The organism is Streptomyces griseorubiginosus (assembly GCF_001514195.1).
Lineage (GTDB): Bacteria > Actinomycetota > Actinomycetes > Streptomycetales > Streptomycetaceae > Streptomyces > Streptomyces griseorubiginosus.
Map to the genome: position 1 here is coordinate 402,560 of NZ_KQ948739.1, position 12,070 is coordinate 414,629.

10 protein-coding genes are annotated in these 12,070 nt (G+C 71.3%); 5 read left to right on the forward strand and 5 right to left on the reverse strand.

From position 1 onward, the window contains the following. Positions 1-5: 5 nt before the first annotated feature. From AQJ54_RS27595 to AQJ54_RS47815, 4 genes are all read right to left on the reverse strand, one after another. Positions 6-1,430, reverse strand: a complete 1,425-nt coding sequence (locus tag AQJ54_RS27595; RefSeq protein ID WP_062241751.1) for a CitMHS family transporter — start codon at positions 1,428-1,430, stop codon at positions 6-8. Between the two features lie 121 nt (positions 1,431-1,551). Then, a complete protein-coding gene (locus tag AQJ54_RS27600; RefSeq protein ID WP_062241752.1) occupies positions 1,552-3,783 on the reverse strand; it encodes a molybdopterin oxidoreductase family protein in 2,232 nt (743 codons plus the stop codon). Positions 3,784-3,860: 77 nt separating this feature from the next. Beyond that, positions 3,861-4,481, reverse strand: coding sequence for a TetR/AcrR family transcriptional regulator (locus AQJ54_RS27605; protein ID WP_062028695.1), 621 nt, complete (start codon positions 4,479-4,481; stop codon positions 3,861-3,863). 49 nt (positions 4,482-4,530) lie between these two features. After that, positions 4,531-5,406 carry an SPRY domain-containing protein gene (locus tag AQJ54_RS47815; protein ID WP_062241753.1) on the reverse strand — a complete coding sequence of 292 codons (876 nt, stop codon included), beginning with the start codon at positions 5,404-5,406 and terminating at the stop codon, positions 4,531-4,533. Between the two features lie 173 nt (positions 5,407-5,579). On the opposite strand from AQJ54_RS47815, the gene hmgA reads away from it, so the two are divergent. The 3 genes from hmgA (at position 5,580) to AQJ54_RS27625 (ending at position 9,233) form a co-directional block, all read left to right on the forward strand. Further along, positions 5,580-6,989, forward strand: a complete 1,410-nt coding sequence (hmgA, locus tag AQJ54_RS27615; RefSeq protein ID WP_248845449.1) for a homogentisate 1,2-dioxygenase — start codon at positions 5,580-5,582, stop codon at positions 6,987-6,989. Positions 6,990-7,302: 313 nt separating this feature from the next. Then, positions 7,303-8,052 (forward strand): GntR family transcriptional regulator, encoded by a 750-nt coding sequence (locus AQJ54_RS27620; RefSeq protein ID WP_062028702.1) that lies wholly within the window; start codon positions 7,303-7,305, stop codon positions 8,050-8,052. A gap of 26 nt (positions 8,053-8,078) precedes the next feature. Then, positions 8,079-9,233, forward strand: coding sequence for a type ISP restriction/modification enzyme (locus tag AQJ54_RS27625; protein ID WP_062241755.1), 1,155 nt, complete (start codon positions 8,079-8,081; stop codon positions 9,231-9,233). Positions 9,234-9,324: 91 nt separating this feature from the next. Here the strand turns inward: AQJ54_RS27625 and AQJ54_RS27630 are convergent, their stop codons facing one another. Beyond that, on the reverse strand, positions 9,325-10,038 hold the full coding sequence (locus tag AQJ54_RS27630) for a TetR/AcrR family transcriptional regulator (RefSeq protein WP_062241757.1): 714 nt from the start codon (positions 10,036-10,038) through the stop codon (positions 9,325-9,327). Positions 10,039-10,101: 63 nt separating this feature from the next. Between AQJ54_RS27630 and AQJ54_RS27635 the strand changes: the two genes are divergently transcribed. After that, positions 10,102-11,040: an ATP-binding cassette domain-containing protein gene (locus AQJ54_RS27635; RefSeq protein WP_062241759.1), complete on the forward strand. Its 939-nt coding sequence runs from the start codon at positions 10,102-10,104 to the stop codon at positions 11,038-11,040. Continuing rightward, entirely contained in the window at positions 11,037-11,819 is a 783-nt protein-coding gene (locus tag AQJ54_RS27640) for an ABC transporter permease (RefSeq protein WP_062241760.1), read from the forward strand. Before AQJ54_RS27635 ends, AQJ54_RS27640 begins: the two co-directional genes overlap by 4 nt. Positions 11,820-12,070 lie beyond the last annotated feature (251 nt).

Below are 12,070 nucleotides of genomic sequence, written 5' to 3' on the forward strand. Positions count from 1 at the left end.
ATGGATCAGATGATGCCGAAGAGGATGCCTGCCCCGAGGATCACCAGGCATGTGAGAGCGGCCCACTTGACCACGAACTTCGTGTGGTCGCCGAACTCCACCTTGGCCATGCCGACGAGCACGTACACGGCCGGGACGAGCGGGCTCGACATGTGCAGGGGCTGGCCGACGAGGGAGGCGCGGGCCATCTCCAGCGGGGTGACGCCGTGCGCGGCACCGGCCTCGGCGAGCACCGGCAGGACACCGAAGTAGAAGCCGTCGTTCGACATGAAGTAGGTGAGCGGAAGGCTCAGCACACCGGTGACGAGGGCCATGTGCGGCCCCATGCCCGCGGGGATGACGTCCACCATCCAGCGGGCCATGTGGTCGACCATGCCGGTGCCCTGGAGGACGCCGGTGAAGACGGCGGCGGCGAAGACCATGCCGGAGACGTTGAGGACGTTGTCCGCGTGGGCGGCGAGCCGCGCCTTCTGGTCGGGGATGTGCGGGAAGTTGACGGTGAGCGCGAGCGCGGCGCCGAGCAGGAACAGCACCGGGATCGGCAGCCACTCCATGATCATGCAGGTGAGCAGGGCGACCGTGAGCAGCGCGTTGAACCAGTACAGCTTGGGGCGCAGGGTGGGGCGGTTCGGGTCGAGGACCTGGAAGCGCTTCTGCTCGTCGGCCTCGTCGTCGGCGTCGGCGCCGGAGCTCGAACCGCCGGTGGCCGCCGTGGACTTGATGGTGCCGGAGCCGCCGGAGCCGGCGCCGACCAGGACGGACTCGGTCTCCTTCTCCTCGACCTTCTCCTCGACGAGGACGTCGCCCAGCGTGAGCACGCCCAGCCGCTTGCGCTCGCGCATGCCGAGGACGTACGAGAGGACGAGGACGCCCAGCAGACCGACGGCCAGGGCCGGGATCATCGGGACGAAGATGTCGCTGGCGTCGACCTTCAGCGCGGTGGCCGCGCGGGCCGTCGGACCGCCCCAGGGCAGCGTGTTCATCACGCCGTTGGCCATGGCGGCGACACCGGTCATCACGACCAGGCTCATCTTCAGGCGCTTGTACAGCGGGTACATCGCCGAGACGGTGATCATGAAGGTGGTCGAGCCGTCGCCGTCGAGCGAGACGATCGCGGCGAGCACCGCGGTGCCGACGACGATCCGCATCGGGTCGGCCTTGCAGAACTTCAGGATGCCGCGCACGACCGGGTCGAAGAGGCCGACGTCGATCATCACACCGAAGTAGACGATCGCGAACATGAGCATCGCCGCCGTGGGGGCGAGGCTGGTGACGCCGTCGATGACGTAGTCACCGAGCTTGGCGCCCTTCCCGACGAACACACAGAACAGTGCCGGGATCAGCACGAGCGCCGCGATCGGCGACATCTTCTTCATCATGATCAGGACCAGGAAGGTCGCGATCATGGCGAAGCCGAGGATGGTCAACATGAGTGGATACCTAACGTTCGCCCTTGAACTCCCACCAGGGCCGGCGGTTCGACGACGTTAGGTCCGTTCGTTTGGCGTTAACAAGACGTTGACGTGCGAGCAATAAGCGCAAAACTCCAGGTCACGGACTTGCGATCAGTTCGACGGGCACTCCGTTGAGGACCGCGTTGCCCGACAGGGGGTCCAGGAGAGTGCCGTCGAGCAGCTGGTTCACATTGACACCGGGGTCCTGGGCCGCGTGCCGCAGACGGGTCCCGGGGCGGTCGTGGCCCCAGCCGTGCGGCAGGCTCACGACGCCCCGCCGTACCGTGTCGGTGATCTCCACCGGCGCGGTCACCGCTCCCCCGGCCCCCTTGATCCCGACCAGCTGGCCGTCGGCGAGCCGCAGGTCCTCCGCGTCCTCGGGGTGGATGTGCAGGGTGCAGCGGTTGGTGCCGCCGGTCAGGGCGGGGACGTTGTGCATCCAGCTGTTGTTGGAGCGCAGGTGCCGGCGGCCGATGAGGACGAGCCCCTCGGCCCGCTGCCGCAGGGCTTCCCGCAGCCGGGGCAGGTCGTCCGCGATGGGCCCGGGCAGCAGCTCGACCTTGCCGCTGCGGGTCTTCAGCGGCTGCGGCAGCCGGGACGTCAGCGGTCCGAGGTCGATGCCGTGCGGATGCGCGAGCAGCTTCGTCAGGCTCAGGCCGTCCGGTCGTACGCCGAAGCCGTCGCCGTAGGGGCCGAGGCGCAGCATCATGTCGAGCCGCCGCTCGGGGCCGGTGTCGCCCTGGAGGAGGGCGGCGAGTTCCCGCGGGTCGCGGCCGTGCACGGGCGAGTGGGTCTCCTTGACCGCCTTGCCGAGGGTCTGACCGACGACCAGGTCGTCCACGGCGGACGGGTCGGCGCCGTGCATGCCGGTGGCGGCGAGGACCAGCCGGGAGAGGATCTCCGTCTCCGCCATGCGGCCGGGCTCCAGCGGGACGGCGGGGCGGGTGTAGCGGACCTGGTTGCGGACGGCCAGGGTGTTGAAGGCGAAGTCGTGGTGCGGGCTCTGGGAGGGCGGGGGCGGCGGCAGCACGACGTGGGCGTGGCGCGAGGTCTCGTTGAGGTACGGGTCCACGCTGACCATGAAGTCGAGGGAGCCGAGGGCCTTGTCGAGGCGGTCGCCGTCGGGGGCGGACAGGACGGGGTTGGCGGCGACGGCGATCAGCGCCCGGATCGGCTCGCCCTCGCTGGTCACGGTGTCGATCTCCTCGGCGAGGGCGGAGAGCGGCAACTCGCCCTTGGCCTCCGGGTGTTGACTGACCCGGGAGTGCCAGCGTCCGAGGGCGAAGCCGTGGCTGGGTCCGGCGGGCCGGGGTGTGCGGTCGGTGGCGGCCTGCGGGAAGAGGGCGCCGCCGGGCCGGTCGAGGTTGCCGGTGAGGATGTTGAGGACGTCGACGAGCCAGCTCGCGAGGGTGCCGTGCGGGACCGTGCAACTGCCGATGCGGCCGTACACGGCGGCGGTCGGGGCGGCGGCGAGTTCGCGGGCGAGGGTGCGGGTCTGCGAGGCGTCCACGTCGCAGGCGGCGGCGACGGCTTCGGGGGTGAAGTCCTTTACGGCTTCCCGGAGTTCGTCGAGACCCTGGAGGTGAGGGGTCAACTCCCCGGTGTCCACGAGGTCTTCCTCGAAGAGCACCTGGGCCATCGCGGCGAGGAGCAGCGCGTCGGTGCCGGGCCGGACGGCGATGTGCCGGTCGGCGAGCCGGGCCGTGCGGGTGCGGCGGGGGTCGACGACGGTGAGGGTGCCGCCGCGGGCCTTGAGCGCCTTGAGCTTGCCGGGGAAGTCGGGGGCGGTGCACAGACTGCCGTTGGATTCGAGGGGGTTGGCGCCGAGGAGGAGCAGGTGGTCGGTGTGGTCGAGGTCCGGCACCGGGATGGCGTTGGCGTCGCCGTACAGCAGTCCGCTGGAGACGTGCTTGGGCATCTGGTCGACCGTGGAGGCGGTGAAGACGCTCCGGGTGCCGAGTCCGGCGAGCAGCACCGGCGGGTAGAGGGCGCCGGCCATGGTGTGCACGTTGGGGTTGCCGAGGACCACCCCGACCGAGTTCGCCCCGTACCGCTCGACGACGCCGCGGATCCCGGCGGCGACCGCGTCGAAGGCCTCCTCCCAGGTGGCCTCGCGCAACTCCCCGTCGCGGCGCACGAGAGGGGTGCGCAGCCGGTCGGGATCCCCGTCGACGGCTCCGAAGGCGGCGCCCTTCGGGCAGATGAACCCCTTGCTGAACACGTCGTCGCGGTCGCCGCGGGCCCCGGTGACCCGGGTCCCCTCGACCGTGAGCGTCAGACCACAGGTGGCCTCGCACAGGGGGCAGATACGCAGAGCGGTGCGGGACACGGGTCCTCCCGGGGCAGCGGTGCCAGTCCCGGTGAGCATACCGACCGGTATGGACGGAGGGGAGGGGTTGCCGGGACTCAGTCCAGAACGCGCGCCAGATACGCCCGCAGCATCTCCCGCATCTCCTGGATGATCCGCTCGTCCCCCTCCGGTGCCATCCGGAAGGCCAGGTGGACCAGGGTGTCCGCGGTCTCCGTGGCGATCAGGAAGGTGCGGCGGAGTTCGTCGTCGGGTTCGCGGGAGAGGTAGCCGGACAGCAGGTCGGTGAGGCGGTCGGCGACGCGGTGGTTGGGTTCGGCGTGCCGGGCACCCACGGGGATCTGGTTGCCGAAGTCGACGAGGGAGAAGCCGGGGGCGGTGCGTTTCATGGCGAGGTACTCGTCCAGGACGACGTCCATCGCGGTACGCCAGCCGCCCTCCTCGCCCGACTCCTTGAGCCGGTCGGTGACCCGCTCCGTGAAGCGTTCGAGGTTGCGCTGGGCGAGGGCGTCGGCCATCTGCCGCTTGTTGCCGAAGAAGCGGTAGACCGAGCCGATGGGGACGCCGGCGCGCAGGGCGACGGCGCGGGTGCTCAGGTTGTCGTAGCCGACCTCGTCGAGCAGGTCGGCGCAGGCGTCGAGGATTCTGGTCAGCCGTTCGGCACTGCGCCGCTGCACGGGGGCACGGCGAAGCGAGGTCGCTTGGGGCACGGGCTTCATGATGCCTTTCCACCGAGACCGGGTGAACCCCACGGGGTGCCTGCGGCGCTCATGCGCGGGCTCCGGTAGGCGCCGTGATCCGCGTCGCGTGGGCGCCGGGTCGGGTGCTCGCGGTGATCGGAATTACGAGGGCGGCGATGCCTGCGCCTGCGCCTGCTGTGATCGTGATCGACGGTGCTTGGGCGTCGTCGCGCTTGGGCGCCGTGACCCGCGTGGCACGGGTGCCCGCGGTGGGCTGCGTCGCGGTGGGGTCGTCGTCGGCACCGGCCGTGAGCCTCGCGCCGGAGCCGCCGCCACCGGCGACGGCCGCGAACCGCGCCCCGGATTCACCCGCGCCCGGCAGGGACTCCGCCCCCGAGCCGTCCCCGTCCGCACCCGTCGTCGACTCCGCCCCGGGGGTCTCGGTTGCCGGGCCCGTCGACGTCTGCGGCTTCGACGCCGTGACGTCCGCCGTGCTCTCCACCGGGTCGCCGTCCACGGCCCACACGGTGCCGTCGTCGGCGTAGAGGCGGGCGGTGACCTTGTGGGTGCCCTGTGGGACGTACGCGGCGGCCAGCCGGTACGCGGGAGTGCGCAGGGTGGTGACCGGGCGGTCGTCCACGAGGAGGACGGCGACGCCTCGGCCGGAGACCGCCTCGGCCTTCGTGCCGTCGGGCGAGAACGCGAAGTTCTCGACGGTCAGCCGCACCGACCAGCAGTCGTCCGTGGCGGGCTGCACCTCTATGCCGACCTCGGGGGCGTTCTTCTTGTCCACCTCGCGGTAGTGCCGCCCCTCGCCGTCGGTGTCGCCGAGGACCTTGCCCACCGGTGACACCGACTGGCCGTCCCCCTGTCCCTGCTCCCCACTGGCGCCACAACTCACGGATCCGGTCACCAGCACGACACAGACCGCGAGCGCGGCAAGGAGTCCCCGCGTCCACGACATGCCGGCGAGCCTAGAACACGGGTACGACACCGAGAATCCCCCTGTGGTCTGTTCTCGTCCTCATCCCTGAGGAGGTCACGAGCGGGGAAATCGGTTCCACGCGACGCCCTCTTGCGTCGCCGAAACCGCAATCCTACGGTAGTCCATAGGAATCAGATCGCAAGGGAGCGACCATGAGCGGGGACGCGGCGAGCACCAGCGGGAACGCGGCGAGCACACGCGCGGACGCGGCGAGGCCCAGCGGGGACTCGGCGAGCACACGCGGCGACGCACGCAAGACCGCCGAAGGCCTGGCGTACCTCTCCGGCTTCGGCAACGAACACGCCTCGGAGGCCGTCCCGGGCGCCCTCCCCGAGGGCCGCAACGCTCCTCAGCGCGCCCCCCTCGGCCTCTACGCCGAGCAGCTCAGCGGCACGGCCTTCACCGAGCCGCGGGCCCACAACCGCCGCTCCTGGCTGTACCGGATCCGCCCCTCGGCCGCGCACCCGGCGTTCACCCACACCCACCACGGCCGGATCCGTACGGCCCCCTTCACCGAGTCGGTCCCGGACCCCAACCGGCTGCGCTGGGACCCGCTGCCGGAGCCCGCCGAGGGCACCGACTTCCTGGCCGGCCTGTGGACCCTCGGCGGCAACGGGGACGTCACCCAGCGCACCGGAATGGCCGTGCACCTGTACCACGCCACCGACTCCATGGACCGCGTCTTCAGCGACGCCGACGGCGAGCTGCTGATCGTCCCCGAGCGCGGCGGACTGCTGCTGCGCACCGAGTTCGGGCTCCTTCATGTGGAGCCCGGACATGTGGCACTGGTCCCCCGTGGGGTGCGCTTCCGTGTGGAGCTGCTGGACGAGTCCGCCCGCGGATATGTGTGCGAGAACTACGGTGCCCCCTTCCAGCTCCCCGACCTCGGCCCCATCGGCGCCAACGGCCTCGCCAACGCCCGCGACTTCCGGGCGCCCGTCGCCGCGTACGAGGACGTGGAGGGGCCGGTGGAGGTGGTCAACAAGTTCTGCGGCAACCTCTGGACGGCGACCTACGACCACTCCCCCCTCGACGTGGTCGCCTGGCACGGCAACCATGTGCCGTACGTCTACGACCTGCGCCGCTTCAACGTCATCGGCTCGATCTCCTACGACCACCCCGACCCGTCGATCTTCACCGTGCTGACGTCACCGTCGGACACCCCGGGGCTGGCCGGCGTCGACTTCGTGGTCTTCGCGCCGCGCTGGCTGGTCGGCGAGGACACCTTCCGGCCGCCGTACTTCCACCGGAACGTGATGAGCGAGTACATGGGCCTGATCGAGGGCGCGTACGACGCGAAGACCGCCGGGAAGGGGGGTTTCGTGCCGGGCGGCGGCTCGCTGCACAACATGATGTCGGCGCACGGACCCGACCGGGAGACGTTCGACCGGGCGAGCACGGCCGAGCTGCGGCCGCAGAAGATCGACGACGGACTCGCGTTCATGTTCGAGACCCGCTGGCCGGTGACGCTCACCGCGCACGCGGCCCGTGCGGACCACCTCCAGCCGCACTACGACGACGTGTGGCGGGGCCTGGAACGCCACTTCCGCACCCCGAACTGACCCACCCGCCCCGCGGACCCACCCGACGCCCCCCTTCGCCCCGCGGACCCACCCGACGCCTCGCCCCGTCCGCCCCGCGATTCCACCCGACCCCTCGGCCCGCCCGCCCCGCGGACCCGCCCGACGCCTCACCCTGTCCGCCCCGCGATTCCGCCGGTCCAACTGCCCTGCCGACCTCACGGATCCGCCCGCCGCCGCCGACCCGCCTCCCTTAAAGAGCCATCCGTCGCACCGACCCACCCACCCCGCAGATCCGCCCGCCACCACCGATCCCCCGTTGCACCGACCGATCCGCGAAAGGTACGGATAGCCCGTGACCTCCTTCGCTCCGGACTCGATCGTCCTGAACCGCAAGCTGCCGCTCTGGTACCAGGTGTCGCAGTCGCTGCGCGCCTCCATACTCGGCCGCTCGCCCCAGGACCCGCTGCGCCTGCCCACCGAGGAACAGCTCGCCGGGCACTACGGCGTGAGCGTGCTGACCATGCGGCAGGCGCTCAAGGAGCTGGAGGACGAGGGGCTCATCACCCGGCACCGCCGCCGGGGCACGTTCATCGAGCCGGACGCGAGAAGGGGCAGCCCGGTCCGGCTGCTCGGCTCGGTGGACGCGATCGTGGCCCAGCAATCCGGTATGACCACCGAGCTGCTGGACCACGGCAAGTCCGCCGTGCCGCCCGAACTCGCCGAGCACTTCCCGGCGTTGGACGAGGTGGCGGCGTACCACCGGCTCCGCAGCGACGAGCGGACCGGCGAGCCGACCAACCACGCCCGCAACTACGTCCGCCCCGAACTGGCCGCGCGCATCGACCCGTCGGACCTGGTGCGCTGGCCGATGACGAAGGTGCTGCGGGACGTCGTCGGGGCGGACATCAGCCGCATCACGGACACCGTGGAGGCACGGCTCGCGGATCCGGAGACGGCCCGGCTGCTCCAAGTCCCGCTGCTCAGCCCGATCCTGCACTACACGGGCCTGGCGTACGACGGGGAGGGCCGGGTGCTGGACGCCGCGGTGATCCACTACCGCGGCGACCGCTTCTCCTTCACCGTCACCCTGGACGCCACGTGAACGCACGGTCCGTGACAAGTCGTACGATGCCCAGCGTGACGCACGACGACGCTCCGCCACTCGCGGACCTCATGCCGTGGTCCGTCGCACCGCCGCGGCTCGGCCGGGGGTGGCCGGCGGGCCCCGACGCGGCCTCCCTGAAGGCCCGCTGGGACGCGCTGCTGAAGGCCGAGGGCCCCGACCGGGAGGCCCTGTTCGAACCGACCCGGTCCCGCACCCTGCGCTCGGCGGTCGGACAGCTGCCGGGACGGACGGGCGGTACCGAGCGTCTCGCGCGCGCCTCCGGCCCCTGTCCGGAGCCGGTACGGGTCCTGTCCGCTCCCTTCGACGAGCAGTGGCTGATCCCGGACCACCGGTTGATCGACGCGGCCCGGCCCGAACTGTGGCGGGTGGCGGACGAGTCGCAGGTGTTCGTGGTGGAGACACCGGCTGAGGGCCGGGGCCCGCACCTCCTCGCGACCTCGCTGCTGCCGCTGCTGCGCCCCGGGCGCGTCCGTCCGCTGTACCGCCGCCCGGACGGCACGGAACCGAACCTGGCGCCGGGTCTGCCGGAACACCTGCGGACGCGGCTCGGTGTCCCGGTGGAACCGCTGGACGTCCTCGCGTGGATCCTGACTGCGGTACGCCCCGACCTCACCGTCCCGCTCCCCGCGGACCCCGAACTCTGGTCCCGTGGCGTGGAGTCGGGCCACCGTACGCTGTGGCTGATGCGTCGCGACGGCGACCGCCCGAAACTCCCCGGCGGCCGCCGACCGTACGTCCGCGCCCCGCTGCCGTCCCGCCCGCTGACCCTGGACTACGACCGCGACGAGGAGGCCCTGCTGCTGGACGACGGCCGCATCTCCCCGGTACCGCCGGAGGCCTGGGACTTCGAGGCGGGCGGGGTACGGGTGCTGGAGCAGTGGTTCACGGCCCGGATCGAGGAACCGGAACCGGGCACGCTCGCGGCGATCCGCCCGCCGACCTGGCCCCAGACCTGGACCTCGGAACTCCTTGAGCTGATCACGGTGCTGGCCCTGCTGGCGGATCTCCAGCCCCTGGAGGACGAGTTGCCCTCACAGATCACGGTGACCGACCTGCGCAAGGCGGGGGTACTGCCGGTGCCGGAGAGCGCTCGGAAGCCTGCGTCGGTCTTCGATCACCACGAGGAGGGCCCAGAAGGCCAGTTCACGCTGCTGTGACACCTTAGGGGCGCGGGGCTGTGTTGGATTTGCGGCTACCGCCGCGCGGGCGCGACCAGCCACAACGGCGCCGCACCCGGCATACGGACTGTCACCCCCGCGGCGAGAACCCGTCCAGAACCCGCCCCAGCATCCTCTCGAACACCGCATCAAGATCAATCGGCCCCGAGTCCTCCGCGAACGACGCCGCCAACCGCGGATACGCCCCGGAAGCCACCTGACCCCCCAGATAAGCGATGCGCACCGCGTTCTCCTGCTCCTCCGACCACGGCAGCGACCGCACCCGCTCAGCCGTGGACAGCTCGTTCGAGACATACGTCGTCACACACCCGTTGAGCATCGCGACCAGCTCGATCTTCGTGCCGTAGGGCGCCTCCAGCGGATCGAGGCAGGCGAGGCAGTGCTCCAGGTAGCGCAGGGCGTTGGGGCTGAAGCCGTACACGCCTGACATCAGCCGGACCATCCAGGGGTGCCGGTGCATGAGCGCCTTGGTCTGGCGCGCGTTGCGGAGCATGTCCGCCCGCCAGTCCCCCGTCGGTTCGAACAGGTCGTGCTCCCCGCTGACCGCGTCCACCATCAGTTCGTACAGGTCCTCCTTGCGGGGGACGTAGTTGTACAGCGACATCGTGCCGCAGCCCAATTCGGCCGCGACGTGCCGCATCGACACCGCGTCCAGCCCGCCGGCGTCGGCCAGCCGCACCGCCGCCGCCGCGATGTCCGCCCTGGTGAACGCGGGTCTGGGCCCACGCCCGGTCCGTTCGGGACGAGCCCAGATCACTTCGGGTACGGCCGCTCGGCCCGCCATCGGTCATCACCTCGGCCACCATCCTAGTTACGTACAGCGTACGTAGTGCGCTATGGTCCTGCCATGACTTCTACGTACGCTGTACTTAGTGAGGGTCTGAAGAAACGGTTCGGGGAGGTCCATGCCCTGCGCGGCCTCGATCTCGCGGTCGCCCAGGGCACGGTCTGCGGCATCCTCGGGCCCAACGGCGCGGGCAAGACCACGGCCGTCCGGCTGCTCACCACGCTGCTGCGGCCGGACGCGGGCTCGGCCCGCGTCGCCGGGCACGACCTCGTCCGGGAGCCGGAGGCGGTCCGCCGCTCCATCGCCGTCACCGGGCAGTACGCCTCGGTGGACGGGGACCTCACCGGACGGCAGAACCTCGTGCTGTTCGCGCGGCTGCACCGGGTGCGGGGGCCGGCCGAGCGGGCCGCCGAGCTGCTCGACCGCTTCGGGCTGGCCGAGGCCGCCGACCGGACCGCCGCCACGTACTCGGGCGGGATGCGCCGCCGGCTGGACCTGGCGGCGAGCCTGGTCCGCCGTCCGGAGATCCTGTTCCTCGACGAGCCGACGACCGGCCTCGACCCCGCCAGCCGCAACCTCATCCACGACGCCGTACGCGAGCTGACCGCGGACGGCACGACGGTGCTGCTGACCACGCAGTACCTGGAGGAGGCCGACCAACTCGCCCATGACATCGCCCTGGTGGACAAGGGACGGGTCGCGCACACGGGTTCGCCGGCCTACCTCAAGGCCCTGATAGGGGCGCATGTCGAGATCGTCGTCGCGGACCCCGGCGTCCTGGCGAGAGCGGCCACCGTGCTCGACCAACTCACGGGTGGGGAACCGTCGTTCGACAAGGACCGCAACGCGGTCGCCGCGACCACCCGGGACACCACGCTCACGTTGCCCCGTCTGGTGCGCGAACTGGACGCGGCGGGCGTGCCGTTGCTCGACGCGAGCATCCGGCCGCCGACCCTGGACGAGGTGTTCCTGCGACTGACCGAGGAGGTGGCCGCATGAGCATGTCGGCCTACGACGGCACCGCGATGCTGGGCCGCCAGCTGCGCCGGGTGCGGAACAACCCGGGGCTGCTGGTCCTGACCCAGACCATGCCGATCACCATGCTGCTCTTCTTCGGCTATGTCTTCGGCAGCGCACTGGCGATGCCGGGCGAGCAGTACCGGTCCTACCTGGTGCCGGGTCTGCTGGTGGCGACCGCGGCGAACGGGATCATGACGGGAATGTTCCAGGCGGCACAGGACGTCCACCGGGGCGTCACGGAGCGGCTGCGGACCCTGCCGATCAGCCGGGCGGCCGTACCGCTGGGACAGTCGGTCGCGGATGTCGTGGTCAGCGGCGCGGGGCTGGTGCCGTTCCTGCTGGTGGGGCTCGCGGTGGGCTGGCGGGTGGAGGGGTCCGCGCCGCAAGCGGCGGCCGCCGTGGGGCTGTTGCTGCTGTTCCGGTTCGCGACGACCTGGGTGGGCATCTTCCTCGGGCTGCTCAGCCGCAACGAGGAGGCCGCGGGCCAGCTGGGCGGAGCCACCTTCATCCTGCCGCTGCTGTCCAACGCCTACATCCCGACCGAGGGCCTGCCCGGGTGGCTGCGGCCCCTTGCCGAGTGGAACCCGATCAGCGCGGTGACCACGGCCCTGCGGGACCTGTTCGGGAACGCACCGGTGCCGGAGGGGGGCGCCTGGCCGGTGGCACATCCGATCGCAGGGTCACTGCTGTGGTGCGCGGTACTGCTCGCGGTCTTCGCACCGCTCGCCGTGCGGCGGTACGGGCGCGGAGAGGGCTGAACGCCTCCCACTGACCGCTTGTCACTGACCGCTTGTCACTGACCGCTTGTCACTGACCGCCTGTCACTGAAAGCCCGTCGCTGAACGCCTCTTGCCGGGAGGAGAGTTCGGGCCCTGCCGGGGCCCGGGCCGACCTCGGAGGCGTGCATGCCAAAGGTGGTGCGCGTACGGGGTGGCCGAGCCGGGGGTGGGGTGCACCCCTCGCTCGGTCCGCTCACCTGGATCGTGCTGCATGCCGTGGGGATGACGGA

What these genes read in the sequence shown, in the direction of transcription:
- AQJ54_RS27595 (WP_062241751.1), bottom strand. Translation starts at nt 1,430, where the DNA reads ATGTTGACCATCCTCGGCTTCGCCATGATCGCGACCTTCCTGGTCCTG.
- AQJ54_RS27605 (WP_062028695.1), bottom strand. Translation starts at nt 4,481, where the DNA reads ATGAAGCCCGTGCCCCAAGCGACCTCGCTTCGCCGTGCCCCCGTGCAG.
- AQJ54_RS47815 (WP_062241753.1), bottom strand. Translation starts at nt 5,406, where the DNA reads ATGTCGTGGACGCGGGGACTCCTTGCCGCGCTCGCGGTCTGTGTCGTG.
- hmgA (WP_248845449.1), top strand. Translation starts at nt 5,580, where the DNA reads ATGAGCGGGGACGCGGCGAGCACCAGCGGGAACGCGGCGAGCACACGC.
- AQJ54_RS27625 (WP_062241755.1), top strand. Translation starts at nt 8,079, where the DNA reads ATGCCCAGCGTGACGCACGACGACGCTCCGCCACTCGCGGACCTCATG.
- AQJ54_RS27630 (WP_062241757.1), bottom strand. Translation starts at nt 10,038, where the DNA reads ATGGCGGGCCGAGCGGCCGTACCCGAAGTGATCTGGGCTCGTCCCGAA.
- AQJ54_RS27635 (WP_062241759.1), top strand. Translation starts at nt 10,102, where the DNA reads ATGACTTCTACGTACGCTGTACTTAGTGAGGGTCTGAAGAAACGGTTC.
- AQJ54_RS27640 (WP_062241760.1), top strand. Translation starts at nt 11,037, where the DNA reads ATGAGCATGTCGGCCTACGACGGCACCGCGATGCTGGGCCGCCAGCTG.